This is a genomic window from Gordonia amicalis NBRC 100051 = JCM 11271, assembly GCF_000332995.1.
GTDB classification, from domain to species: Bacteria; Actinomycetota; Actinomycetes; order Mycobacteriales; family Mycobacteriaceae; genus Gordonia; species Gordonia amicalis.
This window is the reverse complement of record NZ_BANS01000003.1, coordinates 161,934-185,816: the sequence shown is the minus strand read 5'-3', so window position 1 is coordinate 185,816 and position 23,883 is coordinate 161,934. Positions and strand designations below refer to the sequence as shown.

Sequence of the window (23,883 nt, the reverse complement as noted above, 5' to 3'; positions counted from 1 at the left end):
GGCACTGTTCACCCGTACGACGGTACGCCCGGCGGAGGTCGCAGGGCATCTCGGCCGGTCAGCCGACGGCGGGCGAGATCAGCACCTTCCGATGATCATTGGGCGCCGACAACTCGGCGAACACGCGGTCTACCTCGTCGAGCCCGACGATCTGGCTGACCAGCGTCGACGAGCCCACCGCGCCGCGGTTCAGTTCGGCGGCAGCGGTGCAGAACTCGGTCTTGGTGTAGTAGGAGACGAAGTACATGGACGCTTCCTTGACGATGCCTGCGACGGGCATGAAGTGATCATCGCCGAGGCACACGCCGGCGACGACGATGCGGCCGTGGGTTCGGACGGCATCGAGCGCCGCGGCGATCATCCCGGGTTTGCCGACGCATTCGATGACGACGTCGAAGCCGTCGCGGACCTCTCCGGACAGCTGCTCCGGTGTGTGCACCGCGGATGCGCCGGCGTCGAGGGCCGCGGCACGCCGACCGGGCGAGGGGTCGGAGCTGATCACCTCACCGGCCACGCCGCGCGACAACCAGTGCAGCACTGCCGTTCCCACCGGGCCGGCGCCCAGCACGAGGACGCGGTCGGCGGGTTCGATCCCGGCCCGCATCACGATGTGCAGGCCGACCGCGAGGGGTTCGACCAGGGCGCCGTCCACCGGGTCGATGCCATCGACCCGCACACTCTCGGCCGCACCGACGACGACGAACTCGGCCAGTGCCCCGGGGAGGACGCCCAGCCCCAGGGTGCGGACGGACGGGCAGCGAGCGATGTCGCCGACCAGACAGGCGCGACATCGTCGGCAGCCGCGGACGGGGATCGACGCGACGTGATCGCCGAGGCGGAAACCGTGGTGTGCGCCGTCGGCGGGGTCGGGTGGGCCGACCGCGACGACCTCCCCGGCGAACTCGTGTCCCAAGATGGTGCCGGGTGGGAGAAACGGGGCGGTCGACAGGTCGGAGCCGCAGATGCCGTTCGCGGCGACCCGGAGGACGAGTTCACCGGGTCCGGGCGTGGGGTCGGGGACCTCGACGACCTCGAATCCGTCTGCGGTGGTCACCGCGGCACGCATCCGCTCAGCCCTCCGACCAGCGCACCACGGGTCCGTCGACCGCGGATCGCGGGACGATGAAGACGCCCTCGGCCTCGCAGGTCACGCCCTCGGCGTCGGAGATGGTGCCGCGTGCGATGCGTTTGCGCCCGTTCTGCTCGGTCACCCACGCCTGGGCCACCAGCGCGCCGAGGGGAGTGGGGCGCAGGTAGCGGACGGTGATGGTGCCGGTGTAGCACGGTGAGGAGTAACTGGCCGCGTTGCCGAGCAGATGGTCGAGGAGCATGGCGCAGACGCCGCCGTGGACCTGCCCCGGCGGTCCCTCGTAGGCGGCACCCAGGGTGAACTCGCTGCGCACGCCGTCGGGGACGTGTTCGATGTCGAGCGGGGGTGCCAGGGCGTTGCGTACGCCGATCACGGCATTCCCCCAGGCCATGCCGGTGTTCTCGCGCGTGTGCCGGACGCCGTATGGGCCGTCCATCTGCTCGGTGCGCAGGTCGGCGACGATCTCGGCGATCCGCCGCTGCGCGTCGGCGAGTGCATCCTCGCCCACCTCGGTGCGGATCACGGCGTCGACGAGGTCGCGCACGCTGTCGGTCAGGGGCGTGTAGACGCCGCGTCGACGAGCGACTTCGTCTTCGGTTATGTCCTCGAGGATGAACTCCATATGTCTACCGATCAGTAGGTGTGGCATAGGTAACGAAGGGTGGAGGCCTGCAGTAGAACGTGTTCTAATTCAAACATTAGAACGTGTTCTCGTTTCTGTTTTCGTGGACACCGACCACCAGGTCATCCAGCCCACGGGCGACCTCCGGCGGTGATCCCGCGCGAGGCGGAAACACAACCACAGGAGCTGCTCCACGATGAGTGCCGAAACCTTCGACCTCACCGCTCGCGACGAGACCTGGGTCAAACGGGTGCTACCCGTCCTGAAACTCGTGGCCAAGACCTACTTCCGCTCCGAGGTCCGGGGCATGGACAAGGTTCCCGACGGGGGCGCCCTGCTGGTCTCCAACCATTCCGGCGGGCTGATGGCCTTCGACGTCCCGGTGATCAGCGTCGCATTCGCCGACGAGTTCGGACCCGACCGGCCGCTGTACACCCTCGCCCACGACCTCATCTTCACCGGCGCGGGCAAACAGATCTTCGGCAAGGTCGGCTTCCTGCCGGCCCACCCCAAGAACGCCGTCGCCGCACTCAGAGCCGGTGCCGCGACCATCGTGTTCCCCGGCGGCGAATGGGAAGCGCTGCGTCCCACCAGCCAGTCCGCGACGATCGACTTCCACGGACGCACCGGCTACATCCGCACCGCTCTCGAAGCGGGCGTCCCGATCGTCCCGATCGTCACCATCGGCGGCCAGGAGACACAGCTCTTCCTGAACCGCGGCGACAGCCTCGCCAAGCTGCTCGGACTGCAGAAGCTGCTCCGGGTCGACAGCGCGCCGTTCGCGTTCGGCTTCCCGTTCGGGCTCACCGCCCACTTCCCGCCGAACGTGCCGCTGCCGTCGAAGCTGGTCACCCAGGTTCTCGACCCCATCGACATCACGGCCGAGTTCGGGACCGATCCCGACCATGCCGAGGTGGACCAGATGATCCGCAAGCACATGCAGCATGCCCTCGACGGGCTCGCCCGCGAGCGCCGGTTCCCGGTTCTCGGCTGACCACGAAAGGAGATCGACGATGATCACTCGTTTCCGCGATCGCGTCACCACCTACACGTGGCTCGTTCGTACCCTCGTCCGCAGCGGCTTCCTCGGCACGCTGCGACTCGACCGCTACCTCCGGATGGGTCTCAACCTGCGTCGCCACGGCGGTGCGTCACCGGTGAGCGGAATCGGTCTGGCCGCCGCCCGTGCCCCGCAGGGCCTGGCCCTGATCGACGAGGCGGGCCGCCTCACATGGGGCGAGCTGGACGCGCGCTGCGACGCCCTGGCCGTCGGACTGCGTGAGCTCCCCGGCGCTCCGGTCACGACCGTCGCGATCCTCTGCCGCAACCACCGCGGACTGATCGAGGCACTCGCCGCGACGTCGCGGCTCGGTGCCGACGCGGTGCTGCTCAACACCGGCTTCGCCGGACCTCAGCTCGCCGACGTCCTCGAGCGGGAGGGTGCCGACGTCCTCATCGCCGACGACGAGTTCGACGAGGTCATCGCTCCGGCGGCGGAACGGCTTCCGGGGATGCGCCGCATCCACGCCTGGACCGAGACCGGGCCGGTCTCGGGTTTCACGACCGACTCGCTCATCGACGCGAACCTCGGCCGGCGACCCGCACGGCCGGAGCGCGCCGGCCGCATCGTGCTGCTGACCTCGGGCACCACGGGTACCCCGAAGGGCGCGCGTCGCGGTGGTAGTACCGACATCGCGTCGCTGGCCGCGATGCTCGATCGCATTCCTTGGCGCGCAGGAGAATCCACGGTGATCGCGGCGCCGATCTTCCACGCCTGGGGATTCGGGCAGGTCGCCATCTCGGCGACCATGACGTGCACCATGATCATGCGCCGCCGCTTCGACCCGGTCGCGACCCTCGACCTCGTCCGCGACCACGAGGCGACCGGACTCGCCGTCGTCCCCGTGATGCTCGAACGCATCATGGACCTGCCCGACGAGGTTCTCGACGCGCATCCGATGCCCAGTCTGCGATTCGCCACGGCGAGCGGTTCGCGGATGCGTACCGATGCCCTGATCGCCTTCCTCGACCGCTTCGGCGACGTCGTCTACAACAGCTACAACGCCACCGAAGCCGGATTGATCAGTACCGCGACACCCGAGGACCTGCGCATCAGCCCGGACACCGCCGGCCGGCCGCTGACCGGCACCAGCGTCCGGATTCTCGGCGACGACGATCGCGAACTCCCGGTCGGCGAGATCGGTCGCATCGTGGTCGCCAACAACTCCGGATTCGACGGATACACGACCTCCGACACCAAATCCTTCAGTGATGGGCACATGGTGTCCGGTGACGTCGGGCGGCTCGACGAGAACGGCCGGTTGTTCGTGGTCGGTCGCGACGACGAGATGATCGTCTCCGGCGGCGAGAACGTCTATCCGCTCGAGGTCGAGCAGGTCATCGGTGCCCTCGACGAGGTGCACGAGGTCGCCGTCATCGGGGTCGACGACGACAAGTTCGGTCAGCGTCTGGCCGCGTACGTGGTGCGGACTCCGCAGACCCTCATCGGTGCCGACCAGATCCGCGGGCACGTCAAGGAACAGCTCGCCGGGTTCAAGGTTCCGCGCGACGTCGAGTTCCTCGACGAACTGCCCCGCAACGCCACCGGCAAGATCCTCAAGCGCGACCTGGAGTCGGCCGGACCGGAACGGAAGGTGAGCTGAATGACGAACGCACGCAACACACCTGACGTCACCGAGTTGTTCGCCGGTGCCGATGCCGGTTCGGGTGCCGAGCGCATGACGGGGCCGGACGCGCTGATGCTCAACATGGAGACCCCGTCGAACCCGATGCACACTCTCAAGGTCGCGGTCCTCGACACGTCCCGACACGGTCGTCCACTGTCACTCGCCGAGATCGCCGACGTCCTGCCGCGCTATCTCGGGATGTTCCCGCGTGCCACCCAGCGGGTGCGCTGGGTGCCCGGTTGTTCGGCGCGCCCCTTCTGGGTGCAGGACAACGGTTTCGACGTCTCCGACCACATCGACGAGGTGTGGGTCGGCGCCCCGGGTGGACGCACCGAACTCGACGCCGTGCTGTCCGAACTCGCGGTCGCGCAACTCGACCGCAACCGTCCGCTGTGGGCACTCACCCTGGTTCACGGTCTCGACGGCGGTCGGCAAGCGGTCGTGGTCCGTGTCCACCACGCGGTGGCCGACGGACTCGCGGCGCTCAACACCTTCATGGCCGCCACCGCAGAACCGGGCGATCGTGTTCCCCCGGCACCTGTCCCCGAGGCTCTCGAGCAGGACGCGCGGACCCTCACGAAGGCGGCGCGCGCGGAGGCGCGTCGACTGGTCCGTCGACTCCCGTCGGTGGTCTCCGCGGCCCGGCACGCGGTGGCAGCGCGGCGCAAGGCGTCCAACGGCGAGCTGATCCCGAAACCGCTGACGGTGCGTCGTACCAGCTTCAACGCACGTAGCGGGGCGAACCGGGTATGTGCGTCGGCCGACATCGCGCTGGCCGACATCCAGCGGATCGCCCTGGCCGCCGGCACCACGGTGAACGGTGCCCTGCACGGTGTGATCGCCGGTGCGATCAGGGACGAGCTCATCGCGCGCGGCGAGGAGCCGGGCACCCCGGTGACGATCTTCGGGGTCTGCAACAACCTCGGGTCCAACCGGGTTCACGGCAACGAGATCGCCACCGCCATGGCGTATCTGCGCTCCGATCTGGCCGATCCCGTCGAGCGGATCGTCGCGACCGGCGAGAGCTGCGCGGCCACCGTGGCGTGCCGTCGGGACGTCGGCTTCGACCTGACCGAGAAGCTGGCGACCTATACCGGACGGCTCGGTCCGTTCTTCCGCGGACTGGCCGCCAACCGGGCACCGCTGGTGATGAACAACATCACCACCGCCAACATGCCCGGCCCCCGGACCACGCGCTGGATCGGCGACATCGAGGTGGTCGACTGGATCTCCTTCGCCCTGGCGATCGCGCCGGCCGACGTGAACCTGACAACCTACAGCTACGCCGGACGGCTCAGCATGGGACTCATCGCAACACCGGAATCCATGCCCGACCCGGCCGGGTTCCTCCGCCGGGTCGTGCGGGCGGTCGACGAGGCGACCGATGCGCTCGGTATCGGCGAGATGGCACGGGAGGCCAGTTGATCGACTGGGAGACCGAACGAGCCAGGCTAGGATTGTTCGCCGGCGTACTGCCTCGGGCGATCGGCAGTTCGATCGCGGCGGGACGAGGAAACCCGGAGACGGGTATCCCGGCAGCCGGGTGCGGGCCGCGGCAGGTCGGGGAGACCGCGATCGACGAACTGTTCATCGCGGTCAACTCGGTGATCCGGGACATCCCGCCGATGGAGACGGTCGAGGACATGGTGGCGCGATGCGCCGATGTGGCCGACGAATTCCTCCGACTGGGACCCGCTGGGATGCATCGGGATCCCGGTGCGCCCAGGATCCTGTCGCGCGACCGCAAGGTCTTCGGCACCACGTCGTTCGAGCACATCGACTATGCCGTCGACGCGAAGTTGCCGGCATCGGTGGCGGCGCTGGACCCGTACGCCGACGGCATCTCGTCGGTCCGGGTGATGACGAAGCGCCGGGCCGGCGCCCGATGGCTGATCTGGGTGCATGGTGCCGCGCAGGGACGACCGGATGACCTGTATGCGTTCCGGGCGGCGCATCTCCACAAGAAGCTCGGCTACGACGTCGCGTTCCCGGTGCTCCCCGCGCACGGACCCCGGCGCGTGACGAAGGTGTCCTATCCGGGTTTCGACCCGCTGGTGAACACCCTCATCACGGTCCGCGCCGTCGCCGAGATCCGGTCGCTGATCACCTGGATCGAGAGTCACGAACCAGCCGAGATCTCGATCGCCGGAACGTCTCTGGGTGGCCCCATCGCCGCCCTGGCCGCGTCGATGGACCCGCGGATCGCCGCAGTGCTCGCGGTGGTGCCGATGCTGGACATGCATGCGACGCTCGCCCATCACATGTCTCGCGGCGGACCCAAGGGGCAGCGCCTCGCATCGTTGATGCGCGACGAGTCGGTGCGCGAGGTGGCGAGCGTCATCAGTCCGCTGTCGGTGCAACCGATCGCAACCCCGGACCGCCGGATGGTGGTCGCGGCACTCAACGACCGCGTGACCTGGGTGTCGGCTGCACAGCAGCTCCACGAGCACTGGGGTGGACGCATCCACTGGTATCCCGGAAGCCATGTCGGCCATGCCATTTCGACCGGCATCCGGCACGCGACGGACGGATTCCTGAGTGAACGCGCGCGCCCGGCCGGCCCGGCCGAGGAGGGCAAGCGGGCGATCAACTGACGTCGCCCGCGACGAGTCCCGGAAAACCTACTCGGGCACCATGTCCGGATTTGCGTCGGCGATCAGCTCGTCCCGGTCCTCGACCAGGACGAACCCGGCGTTGATGGCCGCGTCGGCGGCGTCACGGTAGTGCTTCTCGTATTCGTCGCGTGTGCCGTAGCGCTCTGCGAGCAGATGCGCGGGGACGGGGTGGGTCGATCCGAACAGTAGGCAGATGCGAGAGATCGGATCGGGGACAACGCCACTCAACACATGCGTCGGCGCGTCGACGCACGGCGTGCGGACGCCGCCGAGGACGTTGCCGATGTCGTCGACCTCGAACTCGGGTTCGGCCGTCGTCACCCCGCGCAGACGCAGCGGATCGGCGACCGGTGGCGGATCCCCGCCGTCGGCCCACGCGCGGAGATGGCGCAGCCCGGCGCGCAACACGAAGCGCTGCTGGCCGCGGTTCACCGGATCGGGGCAGCCGAGGAACTCCTCGAAGTCGCCGATCTGATGCAGGTCGGCGTGTGAGGTACCGGCGATCTCCCACACCCGCAGACGGTCCGTGTCCGGCTGACGAACGAGGTGGTAGCGGAAGTTGGTCAGCAGATCGGTCTCGGTCTGCACGACGAGGACCGGTGCGTCGAGATCGGTACGGATCCTGGTGGGTTCGCCGCTGAACACGGTGCCCACATCGATGCCCGTACCCACGTCGCCGGCGGGTAGACCTGCAGCCGCACGACTGTGGATGAGGAACCCGTCGAAGTCCCCGGCGGCGGCCACCGCGTTGACATAGGTGGTCAGGGCCATCGCGGATTGCGATTCGCCGACCGCGAGCACCGTGCCGACGGAGAGTCCGGCGAGCGGGTGATACGGGGTCGGTGCCTCTCCGGAGTGATCACCACGAACCGCGTGTCCGATCGAGCGGAAGATGTCGTAGCAGTAGGCGTCACCGGGGTGATGTAGTCCGCCGTAGCGGCCCGGGTCCTTGGCGGACAGACTCTGGGGTTCACCGGCGGCGACGCCCACCGAACCGGTGCCGCCCTCGACACCGACGTACTGCGCCGAGACCCCCACCCAGGCGTAACCCGCGCGCACCAATTCGGCGGCGAGATAGGAATACTCGGGCGCGGCATCACTGCCGCTGCTCACGTTCAGCCACTCCACCACGGCACAGCCGTTGAACGCGGCCGCGTCCGCGGGGCGTCGGACGACCAGCCGGGTCGTGAACTCGGCCGGAGGTGTGTCTCCGTCGCCGACGAGCCGGTCGGCGATTCCCGACGCGGCGTATTCGGTGTCGGTGTATCCGGCGGCGGCGAGGTCGGGCACCGGCGAGGCACTCAGCAACGAGGGACCCTTGCCGTCTGCCAGCGGGCGAAACATGATGTGCTTGTTCACTTCTGCTTCCGGTACTTCTTGATGACCTCACCGAACATGAAGTGCATCTTGGTGCCCTGGGGCCAGCCGATGTAATAGCAGAGAAAGAGACTGATCTCCTCGAGCTGTTCGGGCGTCAGCTCGCCGTTGCCCAGAGCGGCCCCGGCCTGGATCTCGGCGACGTCGATGTTGTTGCTCGCCGCGAGTGCGCCGAGCAGGATCAGTCGCCGATCCCGGTCGGAGAGACCCTCGCGAGCCCATACGTTGCCGAACACCTGGTCGGCGGTGTGCGCGAAGTAGTCGCCGGGACCATCGCTCACCTCCCAGCCGTAGACCTCGGACATCCGCCTCAGGCCGCGCTTGCGCACCTCGTCGGGTGCGTCGTCGGAGACATTGGATCGGGTCATGCGGTTTCTCCTTCGAGATGGGGGACACCGAGTCCGGGGGCCAGCTCGCGGAGTGCGATCTGCCCGAGAGGCAGGTCGACGCCGAGTTCGTCGCCGAGCGCGAGTGCCAGCGAGAGGTCCTTCTCGCCCAGTGTACGAACGCCGGTGAAGATGCCGTACCACGGATCGTCGGTGTCGAGCGTCGCCGTGGTCTCCCGCAGCATGATCGCCCCGGCACCGCCGGTGACGGCATCGGTGTGTCGAACGACCTTGCCCAGCTTGGTGATATCGAGTCCGGCAGCCTCGGCGAGGCGCGCCGCCTCGGTGGTGGCGGTGAACGAGATGAAGTGCAGGAGGTTCCGGGCGAGCTTCATCTTGGTGCCCGCGCCGACCTCGGGTCCCGCGTGCACGAGCAGGTCCGCGGTGAGCCGGAAGGGCTCCTTCAGTTTCTCGTAGGCGTCGCGCGGGCCGCCGACCATGATCGCCAGCCGTCCCGACGCCGCTCCCATCGCGCCACCGGAGATCGGGGCGTCGAGCAGGACCACGTCGCGGGCCGCGCACTGCTCGGCGAGGTCGACCGCGGTGTCCGGTCCGATCGTGGAATGGACGGTGATGATGGTGCCCGGACGGGCCGTCGACAACAGTCCGTCGGGCCCGGTGACCACCGACCTCACCTGCTCGTCGTTCAGGACGCAGATGCCGACGATGTCGGTCCCGGCGGCGAGTTCGGCGAGTGAACCGGCCGCCTTCGCACCCTTGTCGACGACCTTGCCGATCGCCTCGTCGGACAGGTCGAACACAGTCAGGCCGCCCGGCCAGGCGGCCAGGCTGCCCGCCATCGGGCCGCCGATGTTGCCGAGACCGACGTACCCGAGCCGGATCGGGGCACTCATGACCGGATGACCTGCCCGCCGTCGACGTTGAAGATCTGCCCGGTGATCCAGCCGGCCTCATCGGAGAGCAGGAACAGGCACATCCCGACGAGATCTTCGGGCTTGCCGAACCGTTTGAGCGGCAACCGGTTCACGATGTCGGCGACCATCTCCTTCGGAGTGGTCGTGCGGGTGGCCTCGGTGTCGATGGGGCCGGGTGCGATGGCGTTCACCCGGATGTTCTGCCCGCCGAGTTCGGTGGCGAGCTGCTGGGTCAGGCCGTTGACGCCGACCTTGGCGAGACCGTAGAAACCGCTGTACAGCCATGCGGCGGTGGAAGACTGGTTGACGATGGCGCCGCCGCCGTTGGTCATGTGCGGGTAGACGGCGCGGGTGACGTTGAGCGCACCGTCGAGGTTCACGGACATGAACTTCTTGTAGTAGTCCCACGGCACGGTGATGAGGAAGTCGAGCTTCATGCCGCCGTAGATCGCCGCATTGTTGACCAGGCCGTCGATGGAGCCGTAGGCGTCGACCGTCGCCGCGGCGAGTGCCTTCGCCGACTCCTCGTCGGCCACATCGGTGCTGACGTACAGTCCGCCGATGTCCGCCGCGACCTGCTTGCCCTTCTCGTCGGCGAGGTCGGCGACCACGATGTTGGCGCCCTCGGCGGCCAGTGCCCGCGCGTAGGCTTCGCCGATCCCGCCGGCGGCGCCGGTCACGATGACGGTCTTGTTCTCGAAACGCTGGGAACTCATTGTCCTGCTTTCTGTGTGTGTGGTGGGGTGGGCTCTGTGACGGGCCGCTGCGAGCTCCGGGGCTTCGACGCGGTGCCTCGCTTCGCTCGGTACCGGCTCAGCCGGCGGGGTGGGAGGCGTTTCTCGCTTCGCTCGGTACCGGCTCAGCCGGCGGGGTTGGTGCCGGCTCAGCCGGCGGGGGAGGTCACGCGGGTCGCGCGACGGCCTTGGTCTCCAGGTATTCCTCGAAACCGGCGACGCCCATCTCGCGGCCGATGCCGGACTGTTTGTAGCCGCCGAACGGGACGTCGGCGGAGTACCAGATGCCGCCGTTGACGCCCATGGTCCCGGTGCGAACACCGTTGACCACCTTGTTGATCCGGTCCTCGTCGGTGCCGTAGACCATGCCCGACAGTCCGTAGGGGGAGTCGTTGGCGATGCGGATCGCGTCGTCGTCGCCGTCGTGGGCGATGATCACCAGGACCGGACCGAAGATCTCCTCCTGCGCGACGCGTGCCGAGTTGTCGAGTCCGGAGATCAGCGTCGGCTCCACGAAGAAACCGTTGGGCTTGTCGGCCGGACGGCCACCACCGATCTCGATGGTGCCGCCCTCCTGCTTGGCGAGTTCGATGTAGGACTCGACGCGCTGACGCTGACGCTCGGAGATCAACGGTCCGCAGATGGTGCCCGAACTCGTGGGGTCGCCGGGCGGGAGGCCGGCCAGCGCGTCGCGGGTCCCGGTGATCGCCTCGTCGAGCCTGGGACGAGGCACGACGAGGCGCGTGGTGATCGCACAGCCCTGGCCGGCATGGGTGACGACGTTGAACGCCGCCATCGCGCACGCCGAACCGACGTCGGCGTCGTCGAGCACGATGAACGCGGACTTGCCGCCGAGTTCGAGGAACACCTTCTTCAGCGACTCCGACGCCGCGGCCATCACCTTCTTGCCGGTCGCGGTGGAGCCGGTGAAGGAGACGAGGTCGACGCGGGGGTCGGTGGACAGTTGCTCGCCGAGGCGGTGATCGGTGGAGGTGACGATGTTCAGGACGCCGGGTGGAAGGTCGGTTTCCTCGGCGACGACCTTGCCGACGAGCGCCGCGCACCAGGGGGTGTCGGGTGCCGGCTTGAGGACGACGGTGCATCCGGCGGCGAGGGCCGGCCCGATCTTGGCGAAGTTGATCTGGTGGGGGAAGTTCCACGGCGTGATCGCACCGACGACGCCGACGGCCTCCGACCGAAGCTCACGATGGTTCTTGATGCCCATCGGCCTGGCCTCGCCGAGATCGCGGGACCACTCGTAGCTCTCGGCGAGGTCGGCGAAGTAGCCGAGATCGGTCACCGGTCCCTCGAACTGCGGGCCGTGGGTGAGGAACGACGGGCAGCCGACCTCGGCGATCGTCAGTTCGCGGAACTCGTCGGCGTGGGCGAGGAGGGCATCGCGCAGTTGTCGTAGGCAGCGGGCGCGGAAGGCGTGGTCGCGCGACCACTCGGTGGTGTCGAAAGCGGTGCGGGCGGCGGCGATCGCGGCGTCCATGTCGGCGGCGGTGGCCTCGGCGGCCTGTCCGATGACCTCCTCGGTCGCGGGGTTGACGACGTCGAAGACACCGCCGCTGCCGGGGGTGAGCTTGCCGTCGATCAACAGATCCGACGCGGTTTCGGGGCGAAGGGGCATGAGCTGGAACTCCATCTGGACAGGTGTCTGGACTCGCGTTCAAACCTAGTGTAGCGTGGCTCACATGTCCAGCCCCGTATCCCAGGAATCCACACGTCGCCGCCTCACGCAGCAGCAGGCGGAGACGGTCTCGCGGCTCACCGAGGCCGCGGTCGACGTGCTGAACGCCGAGGGTTTCGACGGGCTCACGGTGCGGTCGGTGGCCAAGATCGCGGGTGTCGCGCCGGCGACGGCGTACACGTACTTCTCGTCGAAGAGCCATCTGGTCGCCGAGGTCTTCTGGCGGCGGCTGTCCGCGGGGGTCTCCGAACCCGATCCCGCCGCGGCGCCGAGCGAGCGGGTCGCGCAGGTGCTCCGCGAGGTGGCGCTCGTCGTGGCGGGGGAGGGGCAACTCGGTGGTGCGGTCACCGTTGCGCTGCTGGGGACCGACCCCGACGTCGAGCACCTCCGCGTCCGCATCGGTGCGTTCATCCGCCGGCGTCTGGCCGCCGCGCTCGAGGAGGATCCGGAGAATCCCGGGCCGCTCCTCGACACCCTGGAGATGATCTACTCCGGCGGCCTCGTCTACGCCGGCATGGGGCACATGACCTATGAGCAGACCTCCGAACGTCTTGTCGCTGCTGCGCATCTACTGATGGAGAAGTGATGACCGAAACGACATCGGTGCCGGGGATGGAGCGAGCCCTCCCCTTCGACCCGTATGCCTATGACTTCCACGAGGATCCGTATCCGACCTACGCCCGGCTCCGTCGGGAGGCGCCGGTCTACTACAACGCCGAGATGAACTTCTGGGCACTGGCGAATCACGCCGATGTCCGCGCGGGATTCCGTGACGTGCAACGGTTCTCGAACAGCTGGGGCGTGTCGATGGACCCGTCGGCGTACGGGCCCGACGCACACAAGTCGATGTCCTTCCTCGCGATGGACGACCCCAAACACATGCGCATCCGCAAGCTGGTCTCGAAGGGCTTCACGCCGCGCCGCGTCAACGACCTCGCCGGCCGGATCACCGCGCTGACGCACCAGCACTGGAGCAAGTGCCTCGACATGGGCGAGTTCGACTACGTCCACGACTTCGCCGCACTGTTGCCGATGGACGTCGTCTCCGAGCTCCTGGGAGTCCCCGAAGCCGACCGTACACATCTGCGGCACCAGTCCGATCTGCTCCTTCATCGCGAGGACGGTGTCCTCGACATCCCCGAGGCCGCGATCCACGCGTACATCGAACTGCACAAGTACTATTCGGAACTCATCGCCGACCGGCGGAAGAGTCCCGGCGAGGATCTGGTCTCGGCTTTGATCGAGGCCGAGATCGACGACGACGCGACCCGCGAGAAGATCAGGCTCACCGAGGACGAGATCGTCGGTTTCATGGTCCTGATGGTGGTCGCGGGTAACGAGACCACGACGAAACTCCTTGCCAATGCGCTCTATTGGGGCTGGCGTAATCCCGACGAACTGGCCAAGGTGTTCGCCGACCCCGAACTCGCGGTCCCGCAGTGGACCGAGGAGACGTTGCGCTACGACAACTCGACCCAGATCGTCGTGCGACGCGTGATCGAGGATGCACCCTACGGCGACCACGTGATCCCGGCCGGTGACCGCGTCCTCCTCCTCGTCGGTTCGGCGAACCGTGATCAGGAGGTCTTCGGGCCGGATGCCGACAAGTACGACATCGGGCGCGACAACGGCCAGGCGTTGATGAGCTTCGGTCTCGGAGCGCACTTCTGCCTCGGCGCACATCTCGCCCGTCTCGAGGCCAACATCGGTCTCGGCGAGGTGATCCGGTCGATCCGCGCGGTCGACATCGACATCGACAAAGCCGTGCGCGTGCACTCGGTCAACGTGCGCGGCTTCGCCGAACTCCCCGTGAAAGTGACGGTGCGCTGATGGGTTTTCGTCCTCATCCCGAACGTCGGCCGGTCCTCGTCGCGGGTGCCTCGTCGGGCATCGGAGCGGCGACGGCCGAACACCTCGCGGCGGCCGGCCATCCCGTGGCCCTGGCGGCCCGCCGAGTCGAGAAGCTCCAGGAGCTGGCCGACAAGATCATCGCCGCGGGCGGCGAGGCGGTCGCCGTACCGCTCGACGTGACCGACGAACAGTCCGTGGTCGACTGCGTTGCGAAAGCGGAGGCCGCACTCGGCGAACTCGAGATCGTGGTCGCCGGAGCCGGCGACCTCGCGGTCGGGCTCTCCTACGAGACGAGTCCGGAGCATTTCGCCGATCAGGTCAACATCCATCTCACCGGTGCCTACCGGATCTACCGGGCCGTCATCGGCGGCATGATCGACCGTGCCCGAGGCGATTTCGTGTTCATCGGTTCCGATGTCGTACTCCACCCGCGGCCCTGGTCGTCGGCCTACGTCGCGGCGAAGTCGGGGATCGACGGACTGGTCGCCACCATCCAGCTCGAACTCGAGGGCACCGGTGTGCGAGCAGGTGTGGTCCGACCGGGACAGACGCTGACCGGCATGGGCATGAACCTCGACCAGAAGACCACCGAGGACATGCTCAACGACTGGATCAAGCACGGCTTGGCCCGCCACGGCAACTTCCTCGAACCCCAGCACATCGCGCTGGCCGTCGCGGCGATGGTCACCATGCCGCGCGGTGCCCACATGCGCGCGGTCGAGGTGGAGGCCGAGGGTGCGGTCTCCCGGGACCGGGCCACGACACCAGAAGACCCCACAGTCGACGAAGGACAAGGGGACCCATCGATGACCGCCACCACCGCATCAGGTCTGAAGAAGCCGCATCGAGTCTCGGGCGGCGAGAGCGAACACGGCCATCTCGACGAACTCGCGAGCGACCCGATCTCGCTGTTCTGGCGCGTCCGCGAGGAATGCGGCGACGTCGGCATGTTCCAGCTCGCCGACCGCGAGGTGGTGCTGGTGTCCGGGGCCGCGGCCAACGAGGAGTTCTTCCGCGCGCCCGAGGAAGACCTCGATCAGGCTGCCGCCTACCCGTTCATGACCCCGGTGTTCGGCGAGGGCGTCGTGTTCGACGCGAGCCCCGAGGAGCGGTCCAAGGCGATCCACAACTCAGCGCTCAAGGGCGCCCACATGAAACAACACGCGGTGACGATCCCGAACGAGGTGGAGCGCATCATCGCCGAGTGGGGCGACGAGGGCGAGATCGACCTGCTCGACTTCTTCTCCGAACTCACGCTCTACACCTCGTCGTCGTGCCTGATCGGACGCAAGTTCCGGGAGCGGCTCAGCGGGCACATCGCCCACCTCTTCCATGACCTGGAGAAGGGCACCGACCCGATCGCGTACGTCGACTACAAGGCCGACATCGAGAGCTTCCGCAAACGCGACGAGGCGCGTGCCGAACTCGTCGAGTTCATCCAGGGCGTGATGGACGAGCGCGTCGCGAATCCGACTGAGGACAAAGACGATCGCGACCTGATGGACGTGCTCGTCCAGGTCGGCTTCGACGCCAACACGATCACCGGCATGTTCATCTCGATGATGTTCGCCGGCCATCACACGACGTCGGGCACCGCCGCGTGGACGCTGATCGAGCTGTTGCGCAACCCGGACTACATGTCGCGCGTCTACGACGAGCTCGACGAGATCTACGGCGACACCCCGACCGGTGAACGTCCCGAGTACACCTTCGCCCACCCCCGGCAGATGCCTCGGCTTGAGAACGCCCTCAAAGAGGCGTTGCGCCTGCACCCGCCGCTGATCATCCTGATGCGTGTGGTGCAGAAGGATTTCCACGTCGAGGACTACGAGATCTCCGCCGGCCAGTCGATCGCGGTGTCGCCGGCGATCTCCAACCACCTGCCGGAGGACTTCCCGGACGCGGACACCTTCGATCCCGACCGGTACGACAAGCCGCGGCAGGAGGATCTGGTCAACCGCTGGACCTGGATTCCGTTCGGGGCGGGCCGGCATCGTTGCGTCGGTGCGCAATTCGCGATCATGCAGCTAAAGGCGATCTTCTCGGTACTGTTCCAGAACTACGAGTTCGAGATGCTGCAGCCGTCCGAGAGCTACCGGAACGACCACTCGAAGATGGTCGTTCAGCTCCAGCAGCCGTGCCGCGTTGCCTACCGTAAGCGTCAGGACCGCTGATGCGCATCGAGGTCGATCTGGATCTGTGCCAGGGCCACGGCATGTGCGAGCTCGAAGCCCCCGAGGTCTTCGCGACGAAGACCGACCACGTCGAGATCCTCGACGCGACTCCCGACGAATCCCGGCGCGCCGAGGTCGAGGCGGCCGTGCAGTACTGCCCGACGCAAGCGTTGCGTCTCACCGAAGATGACGAGTGAAGGTGGAACACATGTCTTTTGACCGTGCCGAACTGGAAGAGATGAAGGAACGGTGGCTCGCCGCCAACATCGAGGCGGAGAAGGCGGGAGACTGGAAGCCGCTCGCCGAGTTCTACACCGAGGACGCCACTTACGGCTGGAACTACGGCCCGAAGAAGGACTTCATGGCCGTGGGTCGCGAGGAGATCCGCGAACTCGCGCTCGGCCAGGAGATGGAGGGCCTCGAAGGGTGGGAGTACCCATACCAGGCTTGGGTCATCGACGAGAAGACCGGCGACATGATCGGGCTCTGGAAGCAGATCTACGAGGGCACCCGCGACGACGGCACCCACTATGCGCTCGAAGGTATCCAGGGCAGCTGGTTCAAGTACGGCGGCAACTTCCAGTTCTCGTGGCAACGTGACTTCTTCGACTACGGCAACGTCTCTGCACTCTTCATCGAGATGATGCAGAACAACGCGATGAGCGAGGGCATGCTCAAGCGGGTGGAGAAGGCGGCGCCGGGGAATCTGCCGGGCTGGTATGACTTCGGTACGACGCCGGTCGCGTTCTGGTGAACTGAGATGACTCCCACAGCCCCGACCTACCAAGGTCTGAGTCAGGAACAGCTCGCCGTCCTGGTACCCGAACTCCTGCTGTGCGGTCAGATGATCGACCGCAGCGGAATGGCCCATCTCATCGGCGCATTCGGACGAGACGTGATGGGCCGGATCGCCATCGAGGAGTGGAAGGCCGCGAGTCCGGTCTACACACACCGGATCCGGACCGCGCTCGGCATCGACGGTGACGGCGTCGAGGACATGTTCAAATGCCTCCAGCTCGACATCGGCGCGCCGCCGCAGTTCATGGATTTCCGGTTTCGGGTCGACGACAAGTATCACGGGTCGTTCGTGCTCGATCACTGCGGTGCGCTGCTCGACGTCGAACCGCTCGGCGACGACTACGTCACCACGATGTGCCACGACATCGAGGACCCGACCTTCGACGCGACGGCCATCGCCACCAACCGGCGGGCGCGAATCCGGCCGGTGCATCGTCCACCTCGTCGTCCCGTCGACCGGACTCCGCACTGCGAGTGGACGGTCACCATCGAACCCGACCGCGAGGAACTGCCGCTCCCTCCGGACGCCGAGGAGATGTTCGGCACTCGCGCCGGCCAGATCCAGCTGTCCGCGATCGACAGCTCGGCAACCGACGGCTGGGTCGACTATCGAGGCCCGCTCGTCGAGGATCTCCAGTTCGCCGAGTGGTCGGCGTCGGCATTGGGGCGGATCGCCGAAGAGGTTGCGCTGCAGCATCAGCTGTTGTCCCTCGGCTTCCTGGTCGGTTTGCGGCGGTGTGCCGAGAGCGAGGATCAGGTGGTCGAGATCCTCCGCAAACAGCTGATCGGGATCGCCGGACTCGCGGCGGACCGCATTCGCGCGGCGCTCGATCTCCCCACCGGCGCCGCAGGTCTCGCCCAGGTCCTGGCCCTGCATCCGTGCTTCGGTCCGGTGCAGTACACCGGCCTGACCGCGACCGTCGACGGCGACGCCGTCGTCGTACGGATTCCGCGTGAGTCCGATGCGACGGCCGACGGCGGGTGGATGTCGATCATCAGCCCGGATCATCTGGAACCGCTGCAGGCGGCGGCGACCGCGGTGAATCCCTACCTGAGTGTCGAGGGTGCCGTCGAGACCGACGACGCGCTCGAGATCCGGATCGTCACGTCGGACACCGCACAGAAGGAGAGCGGCGAGGTGGCGATCGCTCGGTTCAGCGGTGGCGCGAGTTTCGAATTCGTCGACCGCGGCCGCTCGATCCCGATCACGCCGGTCGGTAGCTCGACGTGAGTCCGGACAGCGGCTGGTCTCCCGGTGCCGCCGGACTGGGTGGCCGGGTCGCCGTGATCGCCGGCGCCACCCGGGGCATCGGTCTCGCGGTTGCATATGCACTCGCGGGACAGGGGGTTTCGGTCGTCGCCAACGGTCGTGACGGTGATGCGCTGGAGGAGACGGTCGCGGAGATCCGCGGCGGCGGCGGTCAGGCTGTCGGCGTCTGCGGTTCGGCCGGTGACGACGGTGTCGCCCAGCAGATGGTCGACGCCGCGCTCGCCGAGTTCGGCGCACTGGACATCGCCATCAACTGCGCCGGTATCGCCGAACCCCCGGGTTCGACGGTGCTGACCATCGCCCCGGACGAATTCCGTGCCCAGGTGGACGCCCATCTGATGAGCGCGTTCCATCTGGTCCAGGCCGCCGGGCGGGTCTTCGTCGAGCAGGCGTCCGGGTCGATCGTGCTCACCGGCTCGGCGGCGTCGCTCGGGATGTTCGGTGGCAGCGGCTATCCCGCGGCGAAGGGTGGCGTCAATGCGCTCGCACTCGCCGCGGCCGCGGATCTTGCCGATCACCACGTTCGGGTGAACGTGGTGATGCCCGGAGCCAAGTCACGATTGTCGACCGGCGATGACTACGTCGCGCACATCGAGGGGCTGCATCGGCGCGGGATTCTCGACGACCTCACCCGCGACGCGGCCCTGGACCCGGCGCCGCCCGAGTACGTGGCGTCGCTGTACGTCTTCCTCGCCAGCGACGCGGCCGAGCACATCACCGGCAACATCTTCAGCGCCGCAGGCGGTTTCATCGGCCGGTTCGAGTCACAGCAGGCGAGCTTCGTCGCCTACCGCGACCACAGGGACACCTCTCCGTACAGCCTCGTCGAGCTCGCCGAGCTACTCGGCTAACTCGGACACCCCACAAACCCACCCTTTATCGGCATTTCCACCACCCGCGCGGGTGGTGGAAATGCCGAAAAAGGGTGGGTTTGCGTCAGGAGTGGCGGGCGGCTCGGCGATCCACCCAGAACCGCGCCCCCTCCTCGATGGCTTCGGTGACCGGGCGCGGGCGCCAGTTCAGGTCGCGTTCGGCCTTGGAGTGGTCCATCTCCGACATGAAATGCATGAGCCGCACCGACGGAACGGTCAGCCGGACCGGCCTGCGCGTGATCGCTGCCCGAGCCGAGCCCACGGCGCCGACCCCATACAACGCCGCACGACGGAGCACGAGGCGCGGCGGCTCCCGGCCCGCGGCGCGTGCGGCGATCGCCACGATCTCACCCATGTCGATGGACCGTTCGGACACGATGTAGCGTTCGCCCACCTCACCCCGATCGGCCGCCAGGGCAAGCGCGCGAGCGGCGTCGTCGATACCGACCGACTCGGCTCGGCATCCGCGGACTGTGAACGGCATCTTGCCGAGGGCTGCTCCGGCGACGAACGATCCATGCGGCGTCGGCTGCCAGTCGCCCGCGCCATAGGTGTTGGCGACGCACATGGCGACTCCCGGCACGGCCCCGTCGCGCGAGTAGTCGAGCAACAGGTTCTCCGCCGCGACTCGACTCCGCACGTACTCGGGTGCGTGCCGAGACCAGTTGAACGCGTCGCCCTCGGTGGCCCGACGACCCTTCACCCGACCGATGGTGGCGACACTGCTGGTGAACACGAACTTGCGCAACGGCTGACGGGCGGCGACGTCGAGCACGGCCCGCAATCCGTCGACGTTGGTGCGGTACAGCGGAGCCGGATCCCGTAACCAGGCCCGGGTGTCGACCGCGCAGTGGAACACCACGTCGCAGCCGGCCATCGCGGCGCGCACGGAATCCTGGTCGAACAGATCGCCGGTGACATGGTGGACGTCGAGTCCGGACAACGTGCGGAGGTCGCTCGTCGGGCGGGTGAGGACGCGGACGTCGTCGCCGTTCTCGACGAGCCGGCGGACCAGCCGGGAACCCAGGAAACCGTTGCGCCGATGACGAGCTTCATCGTCCGGCCAGCCCTCCGGGTGCGAGGTCATCGATCGCCGCCGCACTCCGGGACAGCATGGCGTCGAACATGGCGGTGCCACGCTCGGTGGGTTGGGCGGCGGCCGAGCCGAAGACGATGATCAGCGGGGCCTGGATGAGGTTGCCGACGTAGTCGTCCCAGCACTCGTCGAGGGTGTACCCGGTCACCCCGGCGGTGACGACCGCGCGATGATACGATGCCACGATGCCGCGCTCGTGCTTGCGACGATCCTCGGTGGTCAGGCTTGTACTGAGCAGAAAAGCGATGTCGCGCAGCGGGTTACCGGTCGTGATCGTCTGCCAGTCGATCACCGTCACCTCACCGGACGGCCCGAACAGCACGTTGTCCACGCGCAGGTCGCCGTGGATCAGAGCCGTGTTGCGCAGCGGGGCGACGAGCCAGTCGCCGGCCTCACGCACCAGCCAGTCGACGGCGGCCGAACTCTGTCCGTCCGGGGAGAAGCGCTCGCGATAGACGTCGGCCATCGGCGCGAGCAACGACTCCATCATCTCGCGTTCGGCTTCACCGGGCAGTGGCATCTCCGCGAGCAGTGCGGGGTCGTTCCACCGCGGAGCATGCAACCCGGCCGCCGCTACCGCGACCGACTCCGCCTGTGCCGCCGTACATCCGATGATCTGGTCACCCTGCACCGCCGCGCCCATGTCCTCGAGCAGGAGGACGAACTCGGTGCCGGGGTCCGAGATCGTCGCGGCGTAACACCTCGGCATCGGCACGGTGAAAGCCGAGGCCAGATCACGATAGAACCGGACCTCGTTGCGGAACACTCCGGAACCGAACGCCCGCTGTTCCGGTTCGCCGGTCGCCAACTTGGCGATCATCGTGGCCGGGAGTTCGGCCGGTCCGGAGTAGTCGAGGGTGAGGCGGTACGACCCGGCCATCTGCCCGGTTCCCACGGCCGAGGCGGCGACGGCGGTGATCGATTCGTCGTGGCCGTTCTCGCCGAGGAAGTCCGTCAGCCAGGCGGGCGTGAGTTGCTCGACGCTCGTGGGTATCTCGATGGTTTCTGTCATGCGGGTGTCTCCGTCACGAGGGCATCCTTCCCGGGTTGGCCGGCAGTCCGACCGCGCGGTCGGGGCGTATGTCGCGGTACGCCGAGGCCACCGGCGCGAGTTCGGTCGGTGTCGCACCGTGCAGGATCACCGAGTCGACGCCCAGGTCGAACTGCGCGGCGACGGTCTTCGCGCAGTCCGACGGCGATCCGGTCGCCGAGTGGGCGACCCACGCGTTCGGGATCACGGCGGCCAGGTCGGCGAGTTCACCGGCGGTGGCGGTGGCGTCGATGGGACCGCGCGCACCGCTGAAAGCCGCAGTGGCCCGGACTCGTTCCAGGTCTGTCGGGTCCCAGGCGTTGGCCGCCATGAGTTGATCCGGATACCCCTGGAGATAGGTGGCGAGCCGTCCGTACAGCCTGCGCAGACGGTCGGTCTCATCCAGGTGGTCGCCCACCGTCGCCACGACCGACCAGATCCGGATCGAGGCGGGATCGCGCCCGGCCCGCTCCGCTGCGCCTCGGACATGGGCAACTGCCCGGCGGGTCGCGTCGTCGCTGAAATATGTGTGCAGGACGACGCCGTCGGCGATCTCACCGGCCAGCTCGAGAGTCCTGGGACTCATGGTGACCATCAGGATCGGTGGGGGAGGGTCGAGTGTCACACCGAGATTCAGCAAGGGGTAGGAGCCGGCCGGTCCGTCGTGACCGATCACCATCTCGCCCGTCCACAGCCGGCGGAGGAGCCCGGTGATGTCACGCAGGCCGGCGCCGGTGACGAGGGGGAGCCCGAGTATCTGCCACTGCGGGGTGATCCCGCGCCCGAGACCCAGAGCGAACCGCCCCGCCGAGAGTTCGCTGAGCGTCGCCCCCATGGTCGCGGTGACGATGGGATGCCGGGTGTTGTGGTTGGTTGCCGCCGTGGCGATTCCGAGATTCTCGGTCGCACCGGCGAGAGCCCCGCACAGTGCGGCGGCGTCCTTGATGTTGAACCGTTCCGAGACGAAAGCGGTGCCGAGTCCGATCTCGTCGGCGAAGCGTGCTTCGGCGGCGAGCTCGCTCGGGGTGACGGGGTGCCGGGAGAGTGCGTAGTAGCCGAGCTCGGTGAGCTGATTCTCCATCGTCTCAGGCACTCGCCCCGACGGCCTCCCCGTACGTGCGTGATCGCGGCTCCCGGACCCACAGGATGCCGTCTCCGGCGGTCGCACCCTCCTGCTTCAGGGTGCGCTTGAGGATCTTGTTGGTGGCGGTCGTCGGCAGGTCCTCCGCGACCCGGACGTAGCGCGGCCAGGCCTTCGGTGACAGGTCTGCCTGTGCGGCAAGCTGTTCGGCGAAGGACTCCGGGCTCAGCGAGGCGCCGTCCTGCAGTACGACGGCCGCCATCACGGCGTCACCGACCTGTTCGTCGGGGACCGCGTACACCGCGACGCGGTTGATCTCCGGTATCCGGAGCAGGATGCGTTCGATCGGTCCGGCGGCGAGGTTCTCGCCGTCGACGCGCATCCAGTCGCCGGTACGTCCGGCGAGATAGATCCACCCGTCGGAATCCTTATAGGCGAGGTCGCCGGACCAGTACATCCCGTGACGCAGTCGCTCGTTGGTGGCGTCGGAGTCGTTGTAGTAGCCCATGAACATCCCGCCGCCCTCGACGTTGACCAGCTCGCCGATCGCCTCGTCGGAGTTGAGAAGTGCTCCGGTGTCGTCGAATCGGGCCGGGGGACACTCGGTGATCGTCGAGGGGTCGTAGACCGCGACGTTGGGGAAACCCCGGCCGATCGAGCCGTGCGGGGTGCCGGGTTCGCGGGTGATGATGATCGCGAGTTCGGTGGAGCCGAATCCGTCCCAGACCGTGCAACCGAACCGACGCGAGAATTCGTCGATGTCGCGGTCGGTGGCCTCGTTGCCGAAGGCGACGCGCAGCGGGTTGTCGGCATCGTCGGGCTTCTCCTCGGTGGCGAGGATATAGGCGAGCGGCTTGCCGACGTAGTTCATGTACGTCGCCCGGTAGCGGCGGATGTCGTCGAGGAAGGTCGACGCCGAGAACTTGGCCGGGGCGATCGCCGCGCCACCGCACAGGGCGACGCAGTAGCCACCCATCAGTGCCGCGCTGTGGAAGAGCGGCATCGAGAGGTAGCAGACGTCGCCCGGGCCGATGTCGTACTTGTCGACGAGTACGGGGCCGGCGAACGGAATCATCATGTGCGCGAACTGAACCGGTTTCGGGTTACCGCTGGTGCCCGAGGTGAAGATCAGCATGAACGTGTCCATGGCACCCGGCACCGAATGCGGGGTCAGCTCGCCGGCTCCGGCGACCAGGTCGGCCCATCGGGGGGTCGAGGTGTCCAGGACGGTGACGCCGGGCAGGTCCAGGCCCTCGAGGAGAGGGCGGTGCTCGGCGTCGGTGATCAGGATCTGGCAGTCGGCGCGCAGGATGTCGGCGGCCAGGCCCTCGCCCCGTCGGGTGTTGTTGATGCCGGCGGTGACGTAGCCGCCGAGAGCCCCGGCGGCCAGGGCGATGAGCATGTCCGGGGTGTTCCCGAGCAGAGTGCCGATGTGCATCGGGCGAGACGCGTCGGCCACGGACAGCATTGCGGCCGCGGTCTTCTCCGCGTCGCGGATGTACTCGCGCCACGTCCACCGGCTGCCCTCGTAGGTGATTGCCAGGTTGTCGTCGTCGGCGCGTTCCTGAAGGAGCTGGGTGACTGTCTCGGCCATGCGGCCAAATCTAGAACGTGTTCACCCGGTCTGTGTAC

General features: G+C 67.7%; 21 protein-coding genes and 2 pseudogenes. 12 read left to right on the top strand and 11 right to left on the bottom strand.

What is annotated here, in order from left to right; genetic code table 11:
* Positions 1 to 58: 58 nt before the first annotated feature.
* Together GOAMI_RS02245 and GOAMI_RS02240 are read right to left on the bottom strand one after the other, a co-directional pair.
* Complete coding sequence (locus GOAMI_RS02245) at positions 59 to 1,066, bottom strand: alcohol dehydrogenase catalytic domain-containing protein (protein ID WP_006434758.1); 1,008 nt, start codon at positions 1,064 to 1,066, stop codon at positions 59 to 61.
* A 4-nt stretch (positions 1,067 to 1,070) separates the two neighbouring features.
* On the bottom strand, positions 1,071 to 1,712 hold the full coding sequence (locus GOAMI_RS02240; protein WP_006434757.1) for a PaaI family thioesterase: 642 nt from the start codon (positions 1,710 to 1,712) through the stop codon (positions 1,071 to 1,073).
* Between the two features lie 196 nt (positions 1,713 to 1,908).
* Here GOAMI_RS02240 and GOAMI_RS02235 point away from each other — a divergent pair, with 196 nt between their 5' ends.
* Genes GOAMI_RS02235 through GOAMI_RS02220 form a run of 4 tightly spaced genes read left to right on the top strand, consistent with a single transcriptional unit; the run spans position 1,909 to position 6,993 of the window.
* A complete protein-coding gene (locus tag GOAMI_RS02235; RefSeq protein ID WP_006434756.1) occupies positions 1,909 to 2,706 on the top strand; it encodes a lysophospholipid acyltransferase family protein in 798 nt (265 codons plus the stop codon).
* Positions 2,707 to 2,725: 19 nt separating this feature from the next.
* Complete coding sequence (locus GOAMI_RS02230) at positions 2,726 to 4,375, top strand: AMP-binding protein (protein ID WP_006434755.1); 1,650 nt, start codon at positions 2,726 to 2,728, stop codon at positions 4,373 to 4,375.
* Positions 4,376 to 5,824, top strand: coding sequence for a wax ester/triacylglycerol synthase domain-containing protein (locus GOAMI_RS02225; RefSeq protein WP_051995351.1), 1,449 nt, complete (start codon positions 4,376 to 4,378; stop codon positions 5,822 to 5,824).
* Positions 5,821 to 6,993, top strand: a complete 1,173-nt coding sequence (locus GOAMI_RS02220) for an alpha/beta hydrolase family protein (RefSeq protein ID WP_006434753.1) — start codon at positions 5,821 to 5,823, stop codon at positions 6,991 to 6,993. The genes GOAMI_RS02225 and GOAMI_RS02220 overlap by 4 nt, the downstream gene beginning before the upstream one ends.
* 27 nt (positions 6,994 to 7,020) lie before the next feature.
* On the opposite strand, the gene GOAMI_RS02215 is transcribed toward GOAMI_RS02220, so the two are convergent.
* The 5 genes from GOAMI_RS02215 to GOAMI_RS02195 all read right to left on the bottom strand — a co-directional run bounded on the left by GOAMI_RS02215 (position 7,021) and on the right by GOAMI_RS02195 (position 12,019).
* Positions 7,021 to 8,373: an alpha/beta hydrolase domain-containing protein gene (locus GOAMI_RS02215; RefSeq protein WP_006434752.1), complete on the bottom strand. Its 1,353-nt coding sequence runs from the start codon at positions 8,371 to 8,373 to the stop codon at positions 7,021 to 7,023.
* Entirely contained in the window at positions 8,370 to 8,759 is a 390-nt protein-coding gene (locus GOAMI_RS02210; protein ID WP_006434751.1) for a carboxymuconolactone decarboxylase family protein, read from the bottom strand. Before GOAMI_RS02210 ends, GOAMI_RS02215 begins: the two co-directional genes overlap by 4 nt.
* Positions 8,756 to 9,631: an NAD(P)-dependent oxidoreductase gene (locus GOAMI_RS02205; RefSeq protein WP_006434750.1), complete on the bottom strand. Its 876-nt coding sequence runs from the start codon at positions 9,629 to 9,631 to the stop codon at positions 8,756 to 8,758. The genes GOAMI_RS02210 and GOAMI_RS02205 overlap by 4 nt, the downstream gene beginning before the upstream one ends.
* Complete coding sequence (locus tag GOAMI_RS02200) at positions 9,628 to 10,368, bottom strand: SDR family oxidoreductase (RefSeq protein WP_006434749.1); 741 nt, start codon at positions 10,366 to 10,368, stop codon at positions 9,628 to 9,630. The genes GOAMI_RS02205 and GOAMI_RS02200 overlap by 4 nt, the downstream gene beginning before the upstream one ends.
* Positions 10,369 to 10,552: 184 nt before the next feature.
* Complete coding sequence (locus GOAMI_RS02195; protein ID WP_006434748.1) at positions 10,553 to 12,019, bottom strand: aldehyde dehydrogenase; 1,467 nt, start codon at positions 12,017 to 12,019, stop codon at positions 10,553 to 10,555.
* 64 nt (positions 12,020 to 12,083) lie between these two features.
* Between GOAMI_RS02195 and GOAMI_RS02190 the strand changes: the two genes are divergently transcribed.
* The 8 genes and pseudogenes from GOAMI_RS02190 to GOAMI_RS02160 all read left to right on the top strand — a co-directional run bounded on the left by GOAMI_RS02190 (position 12,084) and on the right by GOAMI_RS02160 (position 19,023).
* On the top strand, positions 12,084 to 12,665 hold the full coding sequence (locus GOAMI_RS02190) for a TetR/AcrR family transcriptional regulator (RefSeq protein WP_006434747.1): 582 nt from the start codon (positions 12,084 to 12,086) through the stop codon (positions 12,663 to 12,665).
* Entirely contained in the window at positions 12,665 to 13,909 is a 1,245-nt protein-coding gene (locus GOAMI_RS02185; RefSeq protein ID WP_006434746.1) for a cytochrome P450, read from the top strand. Before GOAMI_RS02190 ends, GOAMI_RS02185 begins: the two co-directional genes overlap by 1 nt.
* Positions 13,909 to 14,676: pseudogene (locus GOAMI_RS23355) on the top strand (SDR family oxidoreductase); the annotation flags it as partial. The gene GOAMI_RS02185 and the pseudogene GOAMI_RS23355, both read left to right, overlap by 1 nt.
* A 60-nt stretch (positions 14,677 to 14,736) precedes the next feature.
* Entirely contained in the window at positions 14,737 to 16,104 is a 1,368-nt protein-coding gene (locus GOAMI_RS23350; protein ID WP_006434745.1) for a cytochrome P450, read from the top strand.
* Positions 16,104 to 16,301, top strand: coding sequence for a ferredoxin (locus tag GOAMI_RS02175; RefSeq protein WP_006434744.1), 198 nt, complete (start codon positions 16,104 to 16,106; stop codon positions 16,299 to 16,301). Before GOAMI_RS23350 ends, GOAMI_RS02175 begins: the two co-directional genes overlap by 1 nt.
* An 11-nt stretch (positions 16,302 to 16,312) precedes the next feature.
* Entirely contained in the window at positions 16,313 to 16,858 is a 546-nt protein-coding gene (locus GOAMI_RS02170; protein WP_040004510.1) for a Cif family virulence factor, read from the top strand.
* Between the two features lie 6 nt (positions 16,859 to 16,864).
* On the top strand, positions 16,865 to 18,133 hold the full coding sequence (locus GOAMI_RS02165) for a hypothetical protein (RefSeq protein ID WP_006434742.1): 1,269 nt from the start codon (positions 16,865 to 16,867) through the stop codon (positions 18,131 to 18,133).
* A complete protein-coding gene (locus GOAMI_RS02160) occupies positions 18,130 to 19,023 on the top strand; it encodes an SDR family NAD(P)-dependent oxidoreductase (RefSeq protein WP_006434741.1) in 894 nt (297 codons plus the stop codon). The genes GOAMI_RS02165 and GOAMI_RS02160 overlap by 4 nt, the downstream gene beginning before the upstream one ends.
* A gap of 85 nt (positions 19,024 to 19,108) precedes the next feature.
* Here GOAMI_RS02160 and GOAMI_RS02155 read toward each other — a convergent pair.
* From GOAMI_RS02155 to fadD1, 4 genes and pseudogenes are all read right to left on the bottom strand, one after another.
* Positions 19,109 to 20,100 (bottom strand): annotated as a pseudogene (locus tag GOAMI_RS02155) (NAD-dependent epimerase/dehydratase family protein).
* Positions 20,097 to 21,152 carry a phosphotransferase gene (locus GOAMI_RS02150; protein ID WP_006434739.1) on the bottom strand — a complete coding sequence of 352 codons (1,056 nt, stop codon included), beginning with the start codon at positions 21,150 to 21,152 and terminating at the stop codon, positions 20,097 to 20,099. The pseudogene GOAMI_RS02155 and the gene GOAMI_RS02150 overlap by 4 nt, the downstream one beginning before the upstream one ends.
* 13 nt (positions 21,153 to 21,165) lie before the next feature.
* Positions 21,166 to 22,251 carry a TIGR03857 family LLM class F420-dependent oxidoreductase gene (locus GOAMI_RS02145; RefSeq protein ID WP_006434738.1) on the bottom strand — a complete coding sequence of 362 codons (1,086 nt, stop codon included), beginning with the start codon at positions 22,249 to 22,251 and terminating at the stop codon, positions 21,166 to 21,168.
* Positions 22,252 to 22,255: 4 nt separating this feature from the next.
* Entirely contained in the window at positions 22,256 to 23,845 is a 1,590-nt protein-coding gene (fadD1, locus tag GOAMI_RS02140; protein ID WP_006434737.1) for a fatty-acid--CoA ligase FadD1, read from the bottom strand.
* Between the last annotated feature and the right edge of the window lie 38 nt (positions 23,846 to 23,883).

Coding starts and splice junctions, on each gene's coding strand:
- GOAMI_RS02175 (WP_006434744.1), top strand. CDS start 16,104: ATGCGCATCGAGGTCGATCTGGATCTGTGCCAGGGCCACGGCATGTGC.
- GOAMI_RS02245 (WP_006434758.1), bottom strand. CDS start 1,066: ATGCGTGCCGCGGTGACCACCGCAGACGGATTCGAGGTCGTCGAGGTC.
- GOAMI_RS02230 (WP_006434755.1), top strand. CDS start 2,726: ATGATCACTCGTTTCCGCGATCGCGTCACCACCTACACGTGGCTCGTT.
- GOAMI_RS23350 (WP_006434745.1), top strand. CDS start 14,737: ATGACCGCCACCACCGCATCAGGTCTGAAGAAGCCGCATCGAGTCTCG.
- GOAMI_RS02185 (WP_006434746.1), top strand. CDS start 12,665: ATGACCGAAACGACATCGGTGCCGGGGATGGAGCGAGCCCTCCCCTTC.
- GOAMI_RS02165 (WP_006434742.1), top strand. CDS start 16,865: ATGACTCCCACAGCCCCGACCTACCAAGGTCTGAGTCAGGAACAGCTC.
- GOAMI_RS02170 (WP_040004510.1), top strand. CDS start 16,313: ATGTCTTTTGACCGTGCCGAACTGGAAGAGATGAAGGAACGGTGGCTC.
- GOAMI_RS02150 (WP_006434739.1), bottom strand. CDS start 21,152: ATGACAGAAACCATCGAGATACCCACGAGCGTCGAGCAACTCACGCCC.
- fadD1 (WP_006434737.1), bottom strand. CDS start 23,845: ATGGCCGAGACAGTCACCCAGCTCCTTCAGGAACGCGCCGACGACGAC.
- GOAMI_RS02210 (WP_006434751.1), bottom strand. CDS start 8,759: ATGACCCGATCCAATGTCTCCGACGACGCACCCGACGAGGTGCGCAAG.
- GOAMI_RS02145 (WP_006434738.1), bottom strand. CDS start 22,251: ATGGAGAATCAGCTCACCGAGCTCGGCTACTACGCACTCTCCCGGCAC.
- GOAMI_RS02225 (WP_051995351.1), top strand. CDS start 4,376: ATGACGAACGCACGCAACACACCTGACGTCACCGAGTTGTTCGCCGGT.
- GOAMI_RS02195 (WP_006434748.1), bottom strand. CDS start 12,019: ATGCCCCTTCGCCCCGAAACCGCGTCGGATCTGTTGATCGACGGCAAG.
- GOAMI_RS02200 (WP_006434749.1), bottom strand. CDS start 10,368: ATGAGTTCCCAGCGTTTCGAGAACAAGACCGTCATCGTGACCGGCGCC.
- GOAMI_RS02190 (WP_006434747.1), top strand. CDS start 12,084: ATGTCCAGCCCCGTATCCCAGGAATCCACACGTCGCCGCCTCACGCAG.
- GOAMI_RS02240 (WP_006434757.1), bottom strand. CDS start 1,712: ATGGAGTTCATCCTCGAGGACATAACCGAAGACGAAGTCGCTCGTCGA.
- GOAMI_RS02205 (WP_006434750.1), bottom strand. CDS start 9,631: ATGAGTGCCCCGATCCGGCTCGGGTACGTCGGTCTCGGCAACATCGGC.
- GOAMI_RS02235 (WP_006434756.1), top strand. CDS start 1,909: ATGAGTGCCGAAACCTTCGACCTCACCGCTCGCGACGAGACCTGGGTC.